Consider the following 20,398-nt stretch of genomic DNA (forward strand, 5'->3'; position numbering starts at 1 on the left):
ATGACCAGCACCGACCTGCACCTGCCCCGGGGTGCCACCGCGAACGCCCAGTACGCCGTCGACATCGACCCGAAGCGGGCCGGCTGGGCCCACAGCAGCCTGCGCATCGTGGAGTTGTCGCCGGGTGGTACGCACACGTTCACCACGGGGGACAGCGAATGGATCGTGCTTCCGCTGCAAGGCGGATGTACCGTACAAATTGAGGAGAACGACTTTCAACTCCTGGGCCGGGAAAGCGTGTTCGCGGACGTCTCCGACTTCGCGTACGTGCCCCGGGACGCCCAGGTCCTGATCGCCTCCGGCGCGGGAGGCCGCTTCGCCCTGGCAGGAGCGAAGTGCGAGCGACGACTCCCCGCCCGCTACGGCCCCGCGCCGGAGGTCCCCGTCGAGGAACGCGGCAGCGGCACCTGTGCCCGCCGGGTGCGCAACTTCGCCTCCGCCGACTCCTTCGACTGCGACAAGCTGATCGCCGTAGAGGTGATCACCCCCGGCGGCAACTGGTCCTCGTACCCGCCGCACAAGCACGACGAGCACCGGCCGGGCGAGGAGTCCGAGCTGGAGGAGATCTACTACTTCGAGATCGACGGCCCGAACGGTTTCGGCTATCAGCGCGTATTCCCCTCGCGCGAGGGCGGATCCGACGTCCTCGCCGAGATCCGCTCCGGCGACGCCGTCCTCGTCCCCGACGGCTGGCACGGCCCGTCGATCGCCCAGCCGGGCCACGCCATGTACTACCTGAACGTCATGGCCGGCCCAGGCGCGACGCGGGAGTGGCGGATCTGCTTCCACCCGGACCACGTAGAAAGCACAGGGGGGTACCGATGACCACCTCGACGACGAGGCTCACGGTCGCTCAGGCACTCGTACGCTTCCTCGCCGCCCAGTACACGGAACGCGACGGCCGGCGGCAGCGGCTGATCGGCGCCACCTGGGGCATCTTCGGGCACGGCAACGTGGCCGGCCTCGGCCAGGCGCTGATCGAGTACCAGGACGTGATGCCGTACCACCAGGGGCGCAACGAGCAGTCCATGGTGCACGCGGCGGTCGGCTACGCCCGCCAGTCGAACCGCCTGTCCGCGCACGCGGTGACGACCTCCATCGGCCCGGGCGCGACCAACCTGGTCACCGGCGCCGCCCTGGCCACCATCAACCACCTCCCGGTCCTGCTGCTGCCCGGCGACGTCTTCGCCACCCGCCCCGCCGACCCGGTCCTGCAGCAGCTGGAGGTGCCCTACGCGGGCGACGTGTCGGTCAACGACACCCTGCGCCCGGTGTCGAGGTACTTCGACCGGATCACCCGGCCGGAGGCCCTGATCCCCAGCGCCCTGCAGGCCATGCGGGTCCTCGCCGACCCCGTGGAGACCGGGGCGGTCACCCTCGCGCTGCCGCAGGACGTGCAGGCCGAGGCGTACGACTGGCCCGAGGAGTTCTTCGCCGAGCGCGTGTGGACCGTACGCCGCCCGGGCGCGGACCCCACCGAACTCGCCGAGGCCGCCCGTGCGGTCCGGGCGGCGCAGCGGCCCCTGGTCATCGCGGGCGGCGGGGTCCACCACAGCCGCGCCGAGGAGGCCCTCGCCGAGTTCGCGGAGGCCACCCGCATACCGGTCGCTTCCACCCAGGCGGGCAAGGGCTCCCTGCGCCACGACCACCCGCAGGACGTCGGCGGCGTCGGCCACACCGGCACCGCGACCGCGAACGAACTGGCCCGCACCGCGGATCTGGTGATCGGCGTGGGCACGCGGTACACCGACTTCACGACCGCCTCCGGCACGCTTTTCGCGCATCCGGATGTCCGTTTCCTGAACCTCAACATCGCGCCCTTCGACGGCCACAAGCTGGCCGGGCTGCCGCTGGTCGCGGACGCCCGCAGCGGTCTGGGCGAGCTGACCGAGGCGCTGGTGATGCACGAGCACCGGGCCGCCGACTCCTACGTCACCGAGTACACCGAGGACAAGGAGCGCTGGGAGCAGCGCGTCGACGCCTGCTTCGAGGCGGAAGAACCGGACGTCAGGCCTACCCAGCCCCAGGTCGTCGGCGCCCTCGACGCCCTGGTGGACGAGTCCGACATCATCATCAACGCGGCCGGCTCGCTCCCCGGCGACCTGCACAAGCTCTGGCGGGCGCGGTCGTACGACCAGTACCACCTGGAGTACGGCTACTCCTGCATGGGCTACGAGATCCCGGCCGCGATCGGCGTGAAGCTCGCCGCGCCCGAGCGGAACGTGTGGGCGCTGGTCGGCGACGGCACGTACCTGATGATGCCGACGGAGATCGTGACCGCCGTACAGGAGGGCATCGCGATCAAGATGCTGCTCGTGCAGAACCACGGGTACGCCTCGATCGGCGGTCTGTCGGAGTCCGTGGGCGGCGAGCGGTTCGGCACCGCCTACCGTTTCACCTCGGACGACGGCACCTTCACCGGTGCTCCGCTGCCCGTCGACCTCGCCGCCAACGCGGCCAGCCTCGGCATGCGCGTGATCCGCGCGAAGACCGTACGGGACCTGCGCGCGGCGCTCGCCGAGGCGCGGGCCGCCGACACCGCCACATGTGTCTACGTGGAGACCGAAACGTCCGACACTGTGTCGGGCGCGCCTCCGGCGCAGGCCTGGTGGGATGTTCCTGTGGCCGAGACCGCGACCCGATCGTCCGCGGTCAAGGCACGTGAGCTGTACGAACGGCACGTCTCGACCCGACGCCGCCATCTGTAAAAGGAGTTTCTGGGCATGACGAAGATCGTCAACCACTGGATCGGCGGCAAGACCGTCGAAGGCGCGTCGGGTACGTACGGGCCGGTCACGGACCCGGCGACCGGCGCGGTCACCACCAAGGTCGCCTTCGCCTCCGTGGAGGAGGTCGACGCGGCGGTCGCGGCGGCCAAGGACGCCTTCGCGACCTGGGGCCAGTCCTCGCTGGCCCAGCGCACGTCCATCCTCTTCAAGTTCCGGGCGCTGCTGGACGCCAACCGGGACGCCATCGCCGAGCTGATCACCGCCGAGCACGGCAAGGTCCACTCCGACGCCCTCGGTGAGGTCGCGCGCGGTCTGGAGATCGTCGACCTGGCCTGCGGCATCAACGTCCAGCTCAAGGGCGAGCTGTCCATGCAGGTCGCGAGCCGCGTCGACGTCTCGTCGATCCGCCAGCCGCTGGGTGTCGTCGCGGGCATCACGCCGTTCAACTTCCCGGCGATGGTCCCGATGTGGATGTTCCCGATCGCCATCGCGACCGGCAACACCTTCGTGCTGAAGCCGTCCGAGAAGGACCCGTCGGCGTCGGTCAAGATCGCCGAGCTGCTGTCCGAGGCCGGTCTGCCCGACGGCGTCTTCAACGTCGTCCACGGCGACAAGGTGGCCGTCGACCGCCTCCTGGAGCACCCGGACGTCAAGGCCGTCTCCTTCGTCGGCTCGACCCCGATCGCCCGCTACATCCACACCACGGCCGCCGCGAACCACAAGCGCGTCCAGGCCCTGGGCGGCGCCAAGAACCACATGCTGGTCCTGCCGGACGCCGACCTGGACGCGGCGGCGGACGCGGCCGTGAGCGCGGCCTACGGCTCCGCGGGCGAGCGCTGCATGGCCATCTCCGCGGTCGTCGCGGTCGGTGCGATCGGCGACGAGCTGGTCGACAAGATCCGCGAGCGGGCCGAGAAGATCAAGATCGGTCCCGGCAACGACCCGGCCTCCGAGATGGGCCCGCTCATCACCAAGGTCCACCGCGACAAGGTGGCCTCCTACGTCGAGGGCGCGGCCGCCGAGGGCGCCGAGGTCGTGCTCGACGGCACCGGCTACACCGTCGAGGGCTACGAGGACGGCCACTGGATCGGCATCTCCCTGCTCGACAAGGTGCCGACCGGCGCGAAGGCCTACCAGGACGAGATCTTCGGCCCGGTGCTGTGCGTCCTGCGCGTGGACACCTACGAGGAGGGTGTCGCGCTGATCAACGCGTCCCCCTTCGGCAACGGCACCGCGATCTTCACCCGGGACGGCGGCGCGGCCCGCCGCTTCCAGCTGGAGATCGAGGCCGGCATGGTCGGCGTGAACGTCCCGATCCCGGTGCCGGTGGGCTACCACTCCTTCGGCGGCTGGAAGGACTCGCTCTTCGGCGACCACCACATCTACGGCAACGACGGTACGCACTTCTACACCCGCGGCAAGGTCGTCACGACCCGCTGGCCCGACCCGTCCGAGGCCCCGGCGGGCGTCGACCTCGGCTTCCCGCGCAACCACTGAGCGTCACCCGGAGGACACCTCCGGGCCCTGTCAGGCCGTCCGGATTCCGGACGGCCTGACATTTTTTTGACGCCTCGGCTGCGATTCTCGTTCTGGCGGGATGAAACGGATGGCGAAGGGGTTGCTGGTAGATGACCTTCGAAAGCAAGGTCACATTCCGCTGAGGCTTGATGGATGCATCTATAGAGCGTCACGGCCTGTGAAAGTGATGCCGCATACGGATTGCCAGAGGTGCGGATTCCGAAGGTAAACGGCCATTGACGCAGCGGTTTTCGTCGGGGTTCTCTATGCAGCGCCGGGAGCGGACGAGACGAACGTACGACGAGCCGCCGGAGGCGATAGCGCTCCCGACCCCACCCTCAGTCGCACGAGTCGATCGGAACCCGCCGCATGACCGACACGCTCCAGAAGTCCGTGGTTGAGACCGCGACGGCAGCCGCACCGGGCTCACCGGGTTTGAGGCGTTCCATCGGTGTCGTCGGCGGCACCCTGCTGACGCTCTCCTGCGTCACGCCCGCCTCCACGCTCTTCGTGGTCGTCCCCGACCTCTTCGGTTCCCTCGGCACCGCCACCGCCCTGACGATCGCCATCGGCTCCCTCCTCTGTATCGCCGTGGCGTTCTGCTACTCCGAGCTGGGCACCCTCATCCCCAGCGCGGGCGGCGAGTACGCCATGGTCTCGACGATGGCCGGGCGGCTCGCGGGCTGGCTCGTCTTCGTCCTGTCCCTGCTGGTCGTGATGATCGTCCCGCCGGTGATCGCGATGGGCACGGCCGACTACCTCGCGCCGATCGTGCACCTCGACCCGTCGATGACCGGCGCCGGCGTGATGCTGCTCGCCACCCTCGCCGGCCTGCTCGACCTGCGCGCCAACGCCTGGATCACCGGCATCTTCCTGGTCCTCGAGGTCGTCGCGGCCGGTGTCGTCGCCGTCCTGGGCTTCTCGCACAGCCACCGCGGGGTGGGCAGCATGGTGTCCATGCAGGTGGCCGGCGAGAACGGCCACACGGACACCGTGACCGCCATGCTGGTCGTCTCCGGGCTCGCCATCGCCCTCTTCGTCACGCAGGGCTTCTCGACCGCCGTCTACCTCTCCGAGGAGCTGGAGAACCCGCGCCGCAACGTCGCCCGCACGGTGCTCGCCACCCTCGCGATCTCCACCGTGGTCATCCTGGTCCCGGTCGCCGCCATCACCATGGGCGCCGGCGACCTCACGGAGCTGACCGGCGGCGACATCAGCTCCATGGTCACCGCCTGGTCCAACTCCGCCGTCGGCACCTTCGTGAGCCTGTGCGTGGCCCTCGCGATCATCAACGCGGGCATCGTCATGGTGATCCAGAACTCCCGTGTCCTGTTCGCCTCCGCCCGCGACAAGGCCTGGCCCGAGCCGGTCAACAACGTCTTCTCCAAGCTCGGCCGCTTCGGCTCCCCGTGGGTCGCCACGCTCGCGGTCGGCGTCCCCGGCGCGCTGCTCTGCTTCGTCAACCTGGACACCCTCTACGGCGTCACCGGCGTCTCGGTGACCGGCATGTACCTGCTGGTCGCGGTCGCCGCCCTGCTGGCCCGCCGCGGCTCCCACAAGCACACGCCGGCCTGGCGGATGCCGCTGTGGCCCACGATGCCGGTCCTGCTGATCGCGGTCCTCGCGTACATCCTCACCCAGCAGGAGGCGAGCTACCTGCTGTGGACCGGCGGCATCACCGCGGTCGCCACCCTCTACTGGGTCTTCTACCTCCGCCCGCGGCGCGAGACCCGCTGGCTGGTGTCGATCCCGGAAGACGCACAGGCGTAACCACCCGCTCGGACGTCCCCGCGTCCTCGCCGCCCGCACACCGCCGGGCGGCGAGGACGTCCTCGTACCGCGCCTGAAGTACGCCGGGCCGACCCCGTACTCCCCAAGGAGGGGCCGGGGTTCAGCCCGGCGGCCGCAGCCGATGTCGGAGGCGGCCCGTACCGTTGAAGCATGGATCTTCGAAGGCCCGCGCTCAGCGGGCTGCTGAAGGGGCCGCGGCGGCTGATGGCCGCCGCGGCCGCTGTCGTGGTGCTCGCCGGCGCCGGCACCTGGTCGGCCGTCGCCTCCGACGGCACACCGCCGGTGCATCGGACCGACCGGGTCATGACCATGGCCGACGGGACGCGCATCGACACCTCGTACTTCACCGACGCTGCGGCCGGCCGCCGCCCCGCCGTCCTGCTGGGGCACGGCTTCGGCGGCAGCAAGGACGACGTGCGGCAGGAGGCCGAGGACCTCGCCCGCGACGGATACGCGGTGCTGACCTGGTCGGCACGCGGCTTCGGGCACTCGACCGGAAAGATCGGGCTGAACGACCCGCAGCACGAGGTCGCCGACGTCTCCCGGCTCATCGACTGGCTGGCGAAGCAGCCCCAGGTCCGCCTGGACAGGGCGGGCGACCCGCGCGTGGGCATGGCCGGCGGCTCCTACGGCGGCGCAGTCTCCCTGCTCGCCGCCGGATACGACCACCGCGTCGACGCCATCGCCCCGGCCATCACGTACTGGAACCTGGCCGACGCCCTGTTCCCGAACGGCGTGTTCAAGAAGCTGTGGGCCGGCATCTTCTTCAACACCGACGGCGGCTGCGCCAGGTTCGAGCCCGTCCTGTGCCGGATGTACGACCGGGTCGCCGAGTCCGGCACCCCGGACGCGGCCGCCCGCACCCTGCTGGAGGAACGCTCGCCGTCCGCGGTCGCCGCCCGCATCAAGGTGCCCACGCTGCTCGTGCAGGGCCAGACCGACTCCCTGTTCACCCTCGCCCAGTCCGATGCGGCCGCACAGGCGATCCGGGCGAACGGCGCCCCGGTGGACGTCGACTGGATCGCGGGCGGGCACGACGGCGGCGACCTGGAGAACGGCCGGGTGCAGGGGCGGGTGACCTCCTGGTTCGGCCGTTACCTCAAGGGCGACAAGTCCGCCGACACCGGCCCGGCCTTCCGGATCACCCGCACGGGAGGCGTCGACGCCACCGACGGCGCCGCCCTCCTGCGCGGCGCCGGCGCCGGCGCCTACCCCGGCCTGCACGACCACCGGCGGGCCGTCGCCCTGACCGGCGGCGGGCAGCGCTTCGCGAACCCGGCCGGCGCCAGCCCGCCCGGCGTCTCCGCCCTGCCCGGCCTCGGCGGCAGCGGCGGCCTCGCCCAGCTGTCCGCGCTCGGCGTCGGCGTCTCCCTCGACTTCCCCGGCCAGTACGCGAAATTCGACTCGGCACCGGTCGCCGCCGACCTCAGGATCACCGGCTCGCCGACCGTGACGGCGCATGTCACGTCCACCAGCGGGGACGCCGTCCTGTTCGGCAAGGTCTACGACGTCGGCCCCGACGGCAGCCGCCAGGTGCTGCCCTCCCAGCTGGTCGCACCCCTCCGGGTGACCGGCGCCAGGACCGGCAAGGACGTCACGATCACCCTCCCGGCGATCGACCACGAGGTCCAGAAGGGCCACCGGCTCCGCCTGGTCCTCGCCTCCACCGACCTCGGCTACGCCTCACCGGTCGCCCCGGCCACGTACACCGTCGCCCTCGAAGGAGACCTGAGCGTGCCGACGGCCCCCGCCGTCACCACGGCGGCGGCCCCCCTGCCCGCCTGGGTGTGGTGGCTGCCCCTGGCCGGCGCCGCGGGCGCACTCGCCCTGCTGCTGGCCGGCCGCCGCCGTACGACCGCACCCGCGCCCGACCCGGCGCTCACCGAGGTCCCGCTCCAGATAACGGACCTGAGCAAGCGGTACGCCAAGTCCGCCGACCGGTACGCCGTGCGCGAGCTGTCCTTCCGCGTGGAGAAGGGCCAGGTGCTCGGCCTGCTCGGGCCCAACGGCGCGGGCAAGACCACCACCCTGCGCATGCTGATGGGCCTGATCACACCCGACGGCGGCGAGATCCGCGTCTTCGGCCACGCCATCCGGCCCGGCGCCCCGGTGCTCTCGCGGGTCGGCGCCTTCGTGGAGGGCGCGGGCTTCCTGCCGCACCTGTCCGGCCGGGAGAACCTGGAGCTGTACTGGCGGGCCACCGGCCGCCCGCCCGAGGACGCGCATCTGGACGAGGCCCTGGAGATCGCCGGCCTCGGCGACGCCCTCGCCCGTGCGGTCCGCACCTACTCCCAGGGCATGCGCCAGCGCCTGGCCATCGCCCAGGCCATGCTCGGCCTGCCCGACCTCCTCATCCTGGACGAGCCGACCAACGGTCTCGACCCGCCCCAGATCCGCGAGATGCGCGAGGTGATGATCCGCTACGCGGCCGGCGGCCGTACGGTGATCGTCTCCAGCCATCTCCTCGCCGAGGTCGAGCAGTCCTGCACCCACCTGGTGGTGATGGACCGCGGCCGGCTGATCCAGGCCGGGCCGGTGCAAGACATAGTGGGCTCCGGCGACACCCTGCTGGTCGGCACCGGCACGGGCGTGGAGGAGCCGCTCGTGGAGAAGGTGGCCGCGCTGCCCGGCGTCGCCTCCGCGGTACACACCGAGGACGGACTGCTGATCCGCCTCGAACCCGGCGGCACGGCCGAGCAGCTGGTCGTGGAGCTGGTGCGCCTGGAGGTGCCCGTGGCCTCGGTGGGCCCCCACCGGCGCCTGGAAGACGCCTTCCTCACCCTGATCGGAGGTTCCGCATGAGCGCGCTCACCGGGCCCGTCGAGGTCGCCTCCGGCTACCGCGCGGGCCGCACGCTGCCGCTGCGCGTGGAGCTGGTCCGCCAGCTCAAGCGGCGCCGCACGCTCGTCATGGGCGGGATCCTGGCCGCCCTGCCGTTCGTGCTGCTGATCGCCTTCGCGATCGGCGGCGACCCGGCAGGCCGCAACGGCCAGGTCACCCTGATGGACACGGCCACCGCGTCCGGCGCCAACTTCGCCGCGGTGAACCTGTTCGTCTCCGCAGGCTTTCTGCTGGTGATCCCGGTCGCCCTGTTCTGCGGGGACACGATCGCCTCGGAGGCGAGCTGGTCCTCCCTGCGCTATCTGCTCGCCGCGCCCGTGCCCCGGGCCCGGCTGCTGTGGTCGAAGCTCGCCGTGGGGCTCGGGCTGAGCCTCGCCGCGATGGTGCTGCTGCCGGTCGTGGCCCTCGCGGTCGGCACGGCCGCCTACGGCTGGGGCCCGCTGCAGATCCCCACCGGCGGCGCACTGGACTCCGGCACGGCGGCCCAGCGGCTCGTGGTGGTCGTGGCGTACGTCTTCGTGTCACAGCTGGTCACCGCGGGTCTGGCGTTCTGGCTGTCGACCAGGACGGACGCCCCGCTCGGCGCGGTCGGCGGCGCGGTCGGCCTGACCATCGTCGGCAACGTCCTGGACGCCGTCACCGCCCTCGGCCATTGGCGTGACTTTCTGCCCGCGCACTGGCAGTTCGCCTGGGCCGACGCCGTCCAGCCGCACCTGGAGTGGTCCGGCATGATCCAGGGGACGGCGATCTCCCTCACCTACGCACTCGTGTTCATCGCTCTGGCCTTCCGGGGGTTCGCCCGCAAGGACGTGGTGTCGTAGTTTTTATTTCAGTCGGGAATACAGCCTTCTCGCACTTGACGCACCATACGATCAATCGATTCGCCGACCAGATGTGAATCTCTCCGGGGAAAACCGAGTAATGCGCTCCTTCACTCCCGCGGCATTCATGCGTATGGAGTAGTGCATCGCTTTGGGCGGACTGCGGACTGCTATGTTCTGGATCTGTCGGATCAGAGGTAACGTCAAGTGAGGTGAATCATGAAGAAGGCAGTTTTTACAACTGCGGCGCTGGCCATCGGTGCGAGTCTCGTGGGTGGCTCCGCCGTCGCGGCGTCGGGCGCCAAGACGCCTGCCCACGAAACCGGTCCGCTCGGCCTCATGTCCCAGCCCGAGGTGACTCCGGCGCTCGTGCCCGCGGCCGACACGGTGATGCGGGTGGCCCGCCAGGGCAGCATCACCAGGGGCAGTGCGTTCGACGAGAACCAGGCGGCGAAAGTCTCCGGAACGAACAAGGCGGCGAAAATCTCCGGTGTATACCTGGACGGTATGGGCCGCAGCAACGCCAAGAAGCCCGCAATTCCGGTGAAGAATCCGGTCGGAACCGGTGCCGTTCAGCTCCACCCGCTGAATGGGCCGACCAGTGCAGGACTCGGCAGCCTGCTCAATTAGTTCACAGGACAGAGATGGGACCGGAATTCTGACACTCTGATCCGGTTCTTGTTGACCAGCGAATCCGCACCCACCCGGCGCCCGATGCGTGCGGGGGATACGCCTTCAGCCTTCCGGCCCACTGGACCCCTCCTTGCCAGTGGGCCGGACGCATGTCTGCGTTCGCCCCGGCCCTGTGAGGCCCGAGCGAAAACGATGCACGACGTCGTTCCGCCATCCGGTGGAATCCGCCCTGTATGGACGGTGTCCGCGTGACTTTTGGCCGCATATTTCGGTTTCTTGCTATGTAAGCGCGGCTTACCGTGAATCCAGGAAGGAACCGAGTTGACCAGGAAGTTCGCGGTCATCACAGCACTCGCCCTTGGCGCTGTCTGCGGCAGCGCTGGCGTTGCCTCCGCTCACTCGAACACAACCAACGCCACTGGCGGTGACGGCTTTTCGTCGTCCCCGGTCGTCGTGAATGCCCCGCAGCAGGGTGTAGTCGTCGTCAACGGCACGCTCGTCGACGGTCGCTGCATCGCGCCGTGGTCCAACGGTGCCGTCCTCGGCGGTGTCGTCCCGCCGCACTCGCGCTACGCGGCGTGCAACACGGGGCCGGTCGACCAGCCGACGGGAATCGAGTCGGCTGGCATGCTCCTCTGACCCCTGCTCCGGGCAATTCCGAGCAGGTGAACCCCCCCGAAACGCAGTCCGGAAAGGACATCCCATGCGTAACAAGGTTACGGCCATCTCCGCTCTGGCCGCGGGCGTCGTCCTGGCGGCAGGCGGAACCGCCGCGGCCGACAACTGCACGACCGTCACCGGCGGCAACGGCTTTTCGTCGTCCCCGGTCGTCGTGAACGCCCCTCAGCAGGGTGTCGTCGTCTCCAATGGCACGCTCGTCGACCTCCGCTGCGTCGCCCCGTGGTCCAACGGTGCCGTCCTCGGCGGTGTCTATGCGCCGCACTCGCGCTACGCCGCGTGCAACACGGCGTCGGTCAACCAGTCGACGGGAACCGAGTCGGCCGGCCTCCTCGGCTGAACCATCCGCGCTCCGATTACCTCGGCGCGTCTCCTTCCGATCTGTCAACCAACCGAAAGGCGCATCTCATGCGTAAGAAGGTCTCGGCCCTCAGTGTCCTGGCTGCGGGCGTCGTTCTGGCCGCCGGCGGTACCGCTTCGGCCGACAACAACACCACCGTCACCGGCGGCGGCGGTTTCTCGGAGTCCCCGGTCGTCGTGAACGCTCCTCAGCAGGGGATCGCTGTCGTCAACGGCGCCCTGATCGATGGCCGCTGCATCGCGCCGTGGTCCAACGGTGCCGTCCTCGGCGGCGTGGTCCCGCCGCACTCGCGCTACGCCGCGTGCAACACGGCGGCGGTCGACCAGTCGACCCTCACCGAGGCCTCGGGTCTGCTGCTCTGAGTATCTTCAGCCTGGCGGCCCGCCGATCCTCGGCGGGCCGCCATCGGCATGTCCGCCCCCATGATTCTTCCGTTTTTCATACATATTCAGCACATGCAGAAGGTCGGCTCCGAGAACACCGGAGCCGACCTGAACAGCCTGTCGGTTGCTTCTTTACTTGAGGACCGGAAGCGCCGCAGGCGGCTTGCCGTTGAGAGGGTTCGGCAGGGCGCCGCCGAGAACGGGGGTCTTGACGACACCCGACTTCTTCACGCCGTCCGCCGTGTACTTGACGTCGCTGGCCAGGCCGCCCGTCGGAAGCTCAGCTGCATTGGGGAGAGTGCGGGTGACCGTCTTCCCGTTGTCGAAGAGGCCCTGCGCCGGCATGTCCGCCGCAACAGCCGGCGCTGCAGCACCGGCGATGGCCAGGGTGCCGACAACGAGGGCGGCAGCCTTCAGACTCTTCATCGTGTTCCTTTCATCCGCAGCTCGGATCACCGGAGGGAACTCCCCCCTCAAGGCGTCGCGAGTGCCTGGGGTCTCGCTTCCCCTGGGCTAACGAGAGAGGGGCGTCGCGGGAAACTCCGCTGACGACAAGTTCCCGGAACTCATACATCCTGAATGAACCCGAAGGCATTCTCATCTGATTATCCGTGTTGGCTCTCATCGGTGTGCCGCGGCTCCAAGCGGGTGAATTCATGTGGGAAATAGACCCCTTGGGAGGATTGTCATTCCGACACGGTTGACGGATTCGCCGAAAAAGCAGCTAGTGTTCCTTTCGAATCCGACGCGTTTCATCGGAAGGGAAGCCTCGGTCATGCGCATTCCCCTCGGTCCCGTCCCGCACCGTGCGAAGTCGTCCGCTGCACGCGAGCCGCACATCCTCCATGTGATTCAGCCGGTCGAGGGGGGTGTCGCACGGTTCGTGACGGACCTGGCGGCGGCACAGCTCGCCGCGGGCCTGCGCGTCACCGTGGCCTGCCCGCGAGGCGGCACGCTGACGAACGCACTGCGTGCGGAGGGCTGCAGGGTGCTTCCCTGGGACGCGACCGGCTCACCGGGACCCCGACTCCCCGGGGAGGTGGCCCGGTTGGCGCGGCTCCTGCGCGAGGTGCGGCCCGACCTGGTGCATGCGCACAGCGCGAAGGCGGGGCTCGCAGCGCGGCTCGCGGTGCGCGGCCGGCTCCCCACCGTCTTCCAGCCGCATGCGTGGTCGTTCGAGACCATGGACGGCGTCATGGCCCACGCGGCTCTGCGGTGGGAGCAGTTCGGGGCGCGGTGGGCAGCGCGTGTCCTCTGCGTGAGCGAGGCGGAACGGCGGGCCGGGGAGCAGCGTGGCATCACCGCCCGGTGGCACGTGGTCCCGGGCGGCGTCGACACGCGCAGGTTCCGGCCGGAGGGGAGCGTCGCCCGGTCCGCAGCGGGTCCACTCGTCGTGTGCGTGGGACGGCTGTGCCGCCAGCAGGGCCAGGACGTGCTCCTGCGGGCCTGGCCCGCCGTCGTGCGGCAGCTGCCCGCCGCCCGGCTGGTGCTGGTCGGCGACGGACCGGACGCGGACCGACTGCGCGCCGCCGCACCCGCGTCGGTGGAGTTCGCCGGCCCGGCAGCCGACGCCGCCCCCTGGTACCGGGCCGCCGATGTCGTCGTCCTGCCGTCCCGCTGGGAGGGCATGGCGCCCGGGCCCATGGAGGCCATGGCGTGCGCCCGGCCGGTCCTCGTCACGGACGTGGACGGAGCGCGTGAGAGCCTGCCGCCCGGACACCTGCCGCACTGCCTGGTGCCGCCGGAGGACCCGGACACGCTGGCACGGGCGCTGACGGCCCTGCTGCGCCGCGCGCCGCTGCGCGCGGCGCTGGGCGCCCAGGGCCGAGCCCACGTGCTCGCCGCCCACGACGTACGGCGGACCAGGGACGCGGTGACCGAGGTGTACCGCGAACTGCTCGGCGTGGCCACCACGCCGTTCGTGCCCAGCCAGAGCAGGGAGTCCATCACCACGTGAGGGTGCTGCCCCTTCGGCGTCGTCACATCCCCGTGTCCCGGACGGTCACTTGGCGGCGGACGCGGTCACGTCGAGCGGCGCCGATCGGGGCGTTGTGTTCTTTCCGTCGGTGACGGCGATCGTGTAGCGGTGGCGAGAGCCGGGGTGGACCGGATCCGTGTACGTCATCTCCGGGCGGTCCCATTCGGTCGACCGCTGTTTCCGCGTGGCCACGAGCAGACCGTCGCGGTAGATCCGATAGGTCAGCTCCGCGTCGTCCCTGTCCCATGCGGCGCGCCAGGTGAGCGTGACCTTTCCGGTGGGAGGGCTGACGCTCGTGAGCCGGGGCGCCTCCTGCGGAGCCGTGTTGCGGGGGCCGGCCCCGAAGCGTGTCAAGCCCTGCTGGGGTTTGCCGTTGACCATGGTGAACTCTCCTCCTGCCCAGAGGATTTCGCCCGCCATCGTGAGCGTTCGAGGGCCGGCCCCCTCACCGATGCCGTCATCGGTGTCGGGGAACCAGTGCAGGATGCGCTTGTCACCGACCGCCTGTGCGAGGAAGTGCCGACGGGGTCCGTCGGGGAAGCCCCCCGGTGTCAGCCCGCAGAAGTGGGCGTGCGAAGCGCTGTACAGAACGCCCTTGTGCACGAGGACATCCTGGGTGGCACCCAGGCAGGTGTCCTTCCAGACCATCGCGCCGTCGGACAGCCGGCCGGCGATGCGGCCGTCGAAGATCCCCGTCCCCGTGCCCTCGGCTCCCAGATAGAAGCGGTCGCCGTTGCGTGCCAGTGACGACACCGCGGATCGCTCCGGAAGCCAGTCGGGAAAGGACTTCACGGTCGCACCGGTCGTGGGATTCAGGGAGACGAGCGCCTGCTCCGGACGGCCGTTGACGTTGTGGAAGGCGCCGCCGACGAGCAGCTGTCCGCGGTCGGGCGCTGCCAGGACGGCGCGGACCGGCTCGTCGATGTCCGCACTGAACGGCAGCAGCGAGCCGCTCCGGGTGAACGCCGCGATGCGGTTCCTGGTCCGGCCGTCGGCGACGACGAATTCCCCGCCCAGGTACACCGTCTTGCCGGTGGTCTCGATGGTCCGCACGATCGCACCCATCGCGGGGCGGAAGTCCTTCCGCAGCGTGCAGCCGGCCGTGTCGATCGCGACCGCACTGGTCACGCCGGTGTGGTCGACCTTGCCGAACGACCCGCCGACGTACAGCACTTTGCCATCGGGCGAGGCTTTCAGGGCCCGTACCGTGCCGACGCCGCCGGTGAAGGAGTGCGCACAAGGCAGCAGTTTGCCGGTCACGGCGTCGAACGCCGCGAAGTTCTTCCGGGCGACCTCCCTCTCACCGGGCTTCGCGCCGGGCGGGCGGACGCTGTCGAAGGTGCCGCCGACGTACACGACGCCGCGCGCGTACTCGACGGACCAGACGATTCCGTCCGTCTGCCATGTCGCCAACGGTGCGGCGGTCAGGGTCTTTTCCTCGCGCGGCTGCGCACCGAAAGCGGTGGTGAGTGAAGCGGCGGCAAGCAGAACCGCGGCGGAGGCCGTGGTGGCGGTCCTGGAAGTGCTTTTCCTTAGACGCATGATCATCCCGGGTCGAGAGAGACGGGTGGCGAGAAGCTTTCCGAAAGTAGACACCAGGCCCTGCGTCCCCAGATTCGACAAGCGGGCTTGCCGCGAGATCCATCCGATTGGCACCGTGCGCGTCCGCGCTCCGTCCTTCAGGCCCTTGCTGAATCTCGAATGGCCTAGGAAAAGGAGTCGTAATCCATAACGGCAGTCCACTCGTGCCAGTGTGGAGACGCCCGGCGGCGGACACTTGGTCAAGCTCGAACTGCCAATGGAAATGGCGTGAGAGTTCGCCAGGGCGAGATCAGGTACCCGAGGTCCGGTACCCAAGCATTGAGGAGGAGTGCTCGTAATGCGAGTAGCTGCCCGAACAAAGACGCAGTCACGACGGTGGGGTTGGGGAGCGGGGCTCGTCGGCGCCGGGCTGACCGCGACCGTGGCGTTCGGCATCGCCGCCGGCCCCGTGTCGGCCCACGCGGTTCCCCGCGTGACGCTGGCGTGCAAGTCGTGCCCGTCGAACGGCTCATCAGGGTGCACGTCGTCGTGCCCGTCCAAGCCCCCCACGTCCGGGTGCAAGCCGTGCCAGTCGACCCCGCCCCCGCCCCCTCCGATGTGCCCGGCGGGCGCGACGGCGTTCAGCGTGACCAATCCGATGACCGGCCCGGTCGCGATCCCCGGTGACGGAAACCTCCAGCTCACCGTCAGCAACAGCAGCCAGGGAAAGACGTTCGCCTTCGACGTCCCCGCGTCCGCTCACCGCACCGTTGTCCAGGTCACGGCCACGGGCAGCACCGGCGCCCTGGTCTACAAGTACGACAGCTCGACGGGCTTCCCCGACGGCAAGGCGGCCGACGCGGGACTCCACGACCCGGCCGACTCGAGCGGGAACTACTCGGACATCACCCGCATCGACTTCTGCGTCAAGCCCACCAAGTACGTCTGACGCAGCGGCCCCGGCATCGCCCGACGAAGCCGCACGACCACGCCGCACACAAGATGTGGGGGCCCGGGACATCCCGGGCCCCCACAGGCTGAACGCGGTGGTGTGACCGTTGAGGCTCAGGCCGTGGGAGGGATCTGGATGGGGGACACGGCCGGGGTGGTGGGCGTCGTCGGCGGGGACGTGTCGCCGGTGGGGTTGGTGTCGATGCAGTCCGTGAAGTGCACGAAGCGGGGCGGGCCTTTGTCGTCGGTGACCGCGAACTCGGTCTGTGGCTGGCTCCGGAGCAGGCACATGTCGTACCGGACGACAGCCGGCAGGCTCTCCTGCCGGTAGGTCGTCCGGTACTGGTGACGGCCTACGAGCTGACAGGAGTCGTAGCGGATCATGGGCCCTCGTGGGCCCACGGTGTACCGGTGCGGGCGGACTTCGGCGGAGAAGTCCTTGAAGGCGTTCGCGGTGTCGTCGCAGTCGGCGAAGTGGACCGTTCCGCTGCTCCACACGCAGTCGATGACCCTGACATCCGGGTTGCGGACCTCGAATCTGAGGTCCTGGGCGTGGAAGCGCTGCACCGAGTCGTGGTGGAAGCTGACCGGGAAACGGAAGAAGGTGCTGGTGGTGCCGTACTCCGCGGTGCTCTCGGGACGTTTGCCGGTGATGATGTAGGAGCCGCCGCTGCAGGTGATCGATCCGCCGTAGGGGAACTCCAGGAAGTTGCCCCACTCGTATTCGACCTTCATGTCGTTGAACCAGTAGTTCAGGAACTGGTCCTGGTCGTTGGGACTGGTTTGTTTGCCCCCTGTGAGCCCGGAGTACAGGAACGCCTTCCGGTAGCTTCCGGCAACTGTGCAGGCTTCCCAGAGCATTTCCGAGTTGCAGTTCGTCCCGTCGAGGGCCAGCCCGAACTCCCATTCCCCGAGCCACTGGCATTCCGAGAACCGGTAGTCCTGGACCTGTCCGGTGGAGTATGAACTGAAGAAGGATGCGCCCGGCGTGGCGGAGCGGAACTGCATCCGTTCGAAGGAGAGGTTCGACCAGATGTCCTCATTGCGGCACAGATAGGAGCCCGGGCCGGTGCCCGGGCGGAAGACGAGAGTGGTCATGTTCTTTCCCGCTCCGACAAAGCGCAGACCGTTCGCCGGTCGTGGCGAAGCGACGCCGTTCAGCAGGGCGTGTGGACGCGTGATGAGAAAGTCTCCGGCGGGAATCTCGACCACCAACCGGCCCACCCCGTCGCGGACGTGGGCGGCGACGAGCGCGTACGCGGTTTCGAATGCCTGTGTGTCGTCGGTGTGTCCGTCGCCCACGGCGCCGAGGTCGGTGACGTTGACGGAGGACATCGGCCCGACGGCCGCGCTCCTGGGGGACGCACTTTTGGCGGACGCCCTGTCGGCGGGCAGGGCTGCCGCGACCAGCAGTGATGTTCCGCCACGCAGAACCTGCCGACGGTTGGGGGCGATCTCGCCACCCTGTTCTGGCATGGTTTCCTTCCTTTCTCGCGTGTGGTGTCACCAAGGAGGGTTATGGCCGAGTTCGCGGAAGTGCTGAGGCAACTGTCGGCGGCACAGAAACCGGCGAAGGGGGTGTCGGCTTACAGTCGGTTCGTCAATCGCCCGGCCGGGCGGGTGATGGCAGCACTGGCCGCCCGGATCGGTGCGACCCCCAATCAGCTGACGCTACTCGGCGCCCTGTTCACTTTCCCGGCTTTGGCGGCGGTGGCCCTGCTGCGGCCCGGGCCCGTGATGTCGGTGTGTGTCGGCGTGGCCCTCGCCGTGGGTTTCGCGCTGGACGCCGCAGACGGTCAGCTCGCGCGCAGCCAGCGCTCCGCGAGTCTGTCGGGGGAATGGCTGGACCATGTGCTGGACTGCGTCAGGGTCGTCCTGCTGCACCTGGTGGTGCTGGTGGCGTTCTACCGATTCTTCGTCCTTCCCAGTCCGCTCTTTCTGCTGGCCCCGATGGTGTTCCAGCTCGCAGCCGTGGTGATCTTTTTCGCCGGCATTCTCACGCAGCAGCTCAAGGGGCGGGTGACTGCGGGAAGGGGCGGTGGTCCTGCCTCGGCGTGGGGGTCCGTCCTGCTTCTGCCGGTCGACTACGGCACGACCTGCGTCTGCTTTCTATTTCTGGGCAGTCCGGACCGCTTCCTTGTCCTGTACTGCGGGCTACTGGTGGCTCATGTCCTGTTCATGGTGGCCTTCTTGGCGAAGTGGTTCCGTGAGCTGCATGAGCTCCAGCGCCCTGCGCAGTAGCGTGCTGGACGTGTGGACGGTGTAGGGGAAGTAGACGACTTCGACACCGACCTTCGCGAATCGGCGTTCGAGAATCTCCCATTTAGGGGTGCCCTTCCAGTCGTCCCCCTTGAACACGACATGGAAGCCGACCTGCTTCCAGATCTGCAGTTTGTCCCCGTGCGTCTCCACGACCACGTCGTCGACGTGTCGCACACTGCGCACGATCTCCAGGCGCTCGGTCAGCGGGATCACCGGCGTCCTGCCCTTGAGGCGGCTGGTCAGCTCGTCGGACGCCACCCCTGCCACGAGCCGGTCGCAGTGCCGGCGCGCCTCATTCAGGATGCTGAGGTGCCCGATGTGGAACAGGTCCCAGACGCCGGGCGCATACCCGATGCGTGTCGGTTCCACGGCTCACGCTCCGCTCGTCCGGCCACTGCGCGCGGGCACCGTCACGGACAGCGAGGCAGATCTGGGCGAGGTGCGGGTGCCGTTCTTCACCTCGAGCGTGTACCGGTGGCGGGAACCGGCGGGCACGGAGTCGGTGTAGCGCATGGCCGGAAGGTCCCAGGACGTGGAGGAGGTGGTCTGCCGGGAGACGAGCTTGCCGTCCCGGTAGAGCCGGTACGTCAGGACGGCGGTGTTGCGGTCCCAGGCGGCCTGCCACCCGATGGTGACTCTTCCCGGGCGTGCCGCCAGGAGCGTGAGAGCGGGAGGCGGGGGCACGCTCTTGGGGGCTGCGGCGCCGAAGCGGGTGAGTCCCTGCTGGGGCCGGCCGTTGACCTTGGTGAACTCACCTCCGACCCACAGGATGCCCCCGGCCATGGTCAGGGTGCGGGGGCCCACTTTCTCCCCGAGTCCACCATCGGTGTCGGGGAACCAGTGCAGGATCCTGCTGTCGGTGAGCGACTGGGCGAGGAGGGTGTGCCGGATGCCCCGTTCGGGGAACCCGCCGGGTGTCTGGGAGCAGTCGTGCGCGTGGGAGGCGCTGTAGAGCACGCCGTTGTGGGGCAGCACGGCCTGGGTGGCGCCTTGGCAGGTGTCCTTCCACACCAAGGAGCCGTCGCGGAGCCGACCCGCGATGCGTCCGTCGAAGGCGCCCCACGCCCCTTCCGCACCGATGTAGAAGCGGGAGCCGTCCTGCGCGATCGACTTGACCGTCGAACCGGGCGGCAGCCAGCCCGGGTAGGTGCGGACCGTCGCTCCGGTGGTGAGGTTCAGCGCGGCCAGGGCGTGCACCTGCTGGCCGTTGACCCAATCGAAGTTCCCTCCGGCCAGGACCTCGCGTTGCGAGGGCACGGCCGACAGGGCGCGGACGGGAAGGTCCACGTCCGCCTTGAAGGGCAGGAGGGAGCCTGCGGGGGTGAAGGCGGCGACGTGGCGCCTGCTCTGGCCGTAGACCTGGTCGAAGTCGCCGCCCAGATACACCCCTTGGCCGGTGGTCTCGATGGCCCGGACGGTTGCGTTCACCGTGGGCCGGAAGTCCTTGCGCAGGGTGCAGTCGGCGGTGTTGAGGGCCACGGCGTTGGCCACCCCCTTGGACCCGGCGTGGCCGAAGGAGCCGCCCACGTACAGCACCTGTCCGTCGGGTGAGGTCCTCAGGGCCCGTACCGTGCCGGCGCTGTACGGGCCGGTACCGTCGCGGAAGGACGGGGCACAGGGCAGCAGTGCGCCGGTTGCGGCGTCGAAGGCGGCGAAGTTGTGTCGCGCAACCTGCTTGGTGCCGGCGGCGGCGCCGGGCGGGCGGACCGCGTTGAAGGAGCCCGCGGCGTAGACGACACCGCGGGCGTAGGCCAGGGTCCAGACGATGCCGTCCGTCTGCCAGGCGGCCAGCGGATCGGCGGTGAGCGTGGCCGGATCGTGCCGCGTGCCTGCGGCGGCGGGAGAGCAGAGCAGGGCGCCTGCGCACATGAGGGCTGCGGCAGCCGGACCCGTGACCGCCTTCTTACGGAGCTTGCTGTGGCGCAAGGGAC

Annotated in this window: 18 protein-coding genes; 13 read left to right on the forward strand and 5 right to left on the reverse strand. The window is 69.6% G+C overall.

Annotated features, from left to right (window positions below; all coding sequences use genetic code 11):
- The 10 genes from iolB (at position 1) to ABZ471_RS07975 (ending at position 11,734) form a co-directional block, all read left to right on the forward strand.
- Positions 1-825 carry a 5-deoxy-glucuronate isomerase gene (iolB, locus tag ABZ471_RS07930; RefSeq protein WP_359063628.1) on the forward strand — a complete coding sequence of 275 codons (825 nt, stop codon included), beginning with the start codon at positions 1-3 and terminating at the stop codon, positions 823-825.
- Complete coding sequence (gene iolD, locus ABZ471_RS07935) at positions 822-2,708, forward strand: 3D-(3,5/4)-trihydroxycyclohexane-1,2-dione acylhydrolase (decyclizing) (RefSeq protein ID WP_359063630.1); 1,887 nt, start codon at positions 822-824, stop codon at positions 2,706-2,708. The genes iolB and iolD overlap by 4 nt, the downstream gene beginning before the upstream one ends.
- A gap of 15 nt (positions 2,709-2,723) precedes the next feature.
- Positions 2,724-4,226, forward strand: coding sequence for a CoA-acylating methylmalonate-semialdehyde dehydrogenase (mmsA, locus tag ABZ471_RS07940; RefSeq protein WP_359063632.1), 1,503 nt, complete (start codon positions 2,724-2,726; stop codon positions 4,224-4,226).
- Between the two features lie 390 nt (positions 4,227-4,616).
- Positions 4,617-6,017 carry an APC family permease gene (locus ABZ471_RS07945; RefSeq protein ID WP_359063634.1) on the forward strand — a complete coding sequence of 467 codons (1,401 nt, stop codon included), beginning with the start codon at positions 4,617-4,619 and terminating at the stop codon, positions 6,015-6,017.
- Positions 6,018-6,188: 171 nt separating this feature from the next.
- A complete protein-coding gene (locus ABZ471_RS07950) occupies positions 6,189-8,840 on the forward strand; it encodes a CocE/NonD family hydrolase (RefSeq protein WP_359063636.1) in 2,652 nt (883 codons plus the stop codon).
- Complete coding sequence (locus tag ABZ471_RS07955; protein WP_359063638.1) at positions 8,837-9,700, forward strand: ABC transporter permease; 864 nt, start codon at positions 8,837-8,839, stop codon at positions 9,698-9,700. The genes ABZ471_RS07950 and ABZ471_RS07955 overlap by 4 nt, the downstream gene beginning before the upstream one ends.
- Before the next feature lie 219 nt (positions 9,701-9,919).
- Positions 9,920-10,330, forward strand: a complete 411-nt coding sequence (locus tag ABZ471_RS07960; RefSeq protein WP_359063640.1) for a hypothetical protein — start codon at positions 9,920-9,922, stop codon at positions 10,328-10,330.
- Between the two features lie 324 nt (positions 10,331-10,654).
- Positions 10,655-10,972, forward strand: a complete 318-nt coding sequence (locus ABZ471_RS07965) for a hypothetical protein (RefSeq protein WP_359063642.1) — start codon at positions 10,655-10,657, stop codon at positions 10,970-10,972.
- Positions 10,973-11,036: 64 nt separating this feature from the next.
- Complete coding sequence (locus ABZ471_RS07970; RefSeq protein WP_359063644.1) at positions 11,037-11,351, forward strand: hypothetical protein; 315 nt, start codon at positions 11,037-11,039, stop codon at positions 11,349-11,351.
- A gap of 68 nt (positions 11,352-11,419) precedes the next feature.
- Positions 11,420-11,734, forward strand: coding sequence for a hypothetical protein (locus ABZ471_RS07975; RefSeq protein ID WP_359063646.1), 315 nt, complete (start codon positions 11,420-11,422; stop codon positions 11,732-11,734).
- Between the two features lie 153 nt (positions 11,735-11,887).
- Here ABZ471_RS07975 and ABZ471_RS07980 read toward each other — a convergent pair whose 3' ends face one another.
- A complete protein-coding gene (locus ABZ471_RS07980) occupies positions 11,888-12,181 on the reverse strand; it encodes a hypothetical protein (RefSeq protein ID WP_359063648.1) in 294 nt (97 codons plus the stop codon).
- 349 nt (positions 12,182-12,530) lie between these two features.
- Between ABZ471_RS07980 and ABZ471_RS07985 the strand changes: the two genes are divergently transcribed.
- Complete coding sequence (locus tag ABZ471_RS07985; protein ID WP_359063650.1) at positions 12,531-13,712, forward strand: glycosyltransferase; 1,182 nt, start codon at positions 12,531-12,533, stop codon at positions 13,710-13,712.
- A gap of 45 nt (positions 13,713-13,757) precedes the next feature.
- Here ABZ471_RS07985 and ABZ471_RS07990 read toward each other — a convergent pair whose 3' ends face one another.
- Positions 13,758-15,275, reverse strand: coding sequence for a fibronectin type III domain-containing protein (locus tag ABZ471_RS07990; protein WP_359063652.1), 1,518 nt, complete (start codon positions 15,273-15,275; stop codon positions 13,758-13,760).
- 625 nt (positions 15,276-15,900) lie between these two features.
- On the opposite strand from ABZ471_RS07990, the gene ABZ471_RS07995 reads away from it, so the two are divergent.
- A complete protein-coding gene (locus tag ABZ471_RS07995; protein WP_359063654.1) occupies positions 15,901-16,203 on the forward strand; it encodes a hypothetical protein in 303 nt (100 codons plus the stop codon).
- 116 nt (positions 16,204-16,319) lie between these two features.
- Here the strand turns inward: ABZ471_RS07995 and ABZ471_RS08000 are convergent, their stop codons facing one another.
- On the reverse strand, positions 16,320-17,681 hold the full coding sequence (locus tag ABZ471_RS08000) for a glycosyl hydrolase family 28-related protein (RefSeq protein WP_359063656.1): 1,362 nt from the start codon (positions 17,679-17,681) through the stop codon (positions 16,320-16,322).
- A gap of 42 nt (positions 17,682-17,723) precedes the next feature.
- Between ABZ471_RS08000 and ABZ471_RS08005 the strand changes: the two genes are divergently transcribed.
- Positions 17,724-18,446, forward strand: coding sequence for a CDP-alcohol phosphatidyltransferase family protein (locus tag ABZ471_RS08005; RefSeq protein WP_359063658.1), 723 nt, complete (start codon positions 17,724-17,726; stop codon positions 18,444-18,446).
- Here ABZ471_RS08005 and ABZ471_RS08010 read toward each other — a convergent pair.
- Together ABZ471_RS08010 and ABZ471_RS08015 are read right to left on the reverse strand one after the other, a co-directional pair.
- Positions 18,360-18,836: an adenylyltransferase/cytidyltransferase family protein gene (locus ABZ471_RS08010; RefSeq protein WP_359063660.1), complete on the reverse strand. Its 477-nt coding sequence runs from the start codon at positions 18,834-18,836 to the stop codon at positions 18,360-18,362. The genes ABZ471_RS08005 and ABZ471_RS08010 overlap by 87 nt on opposite strands.
- Positions 18,837-18,839: 3 nt before the next feature.
- Positions 18,840-20,393, reverse strand: a complete 1,554-nt coding sequence (locus ABZ471_RS08015) for a fibronectin type III domain-containing protein (RefSeq protein ID WP_359063662.1) — start codon at positions 20,391-20,393, stop codon at positions 18,840-18,842.
- Positions 20,394-20,398: the final 5 nt, after the last annotated feature.

Source organism: Streptomyces sp. NPDC005728, from assembly GCF_040630895.1.
GTDB lineage: Bacteria > Actinomycetota > Actinomycetes > Streptomycetales > Streptomycetaceae > Streptomyces.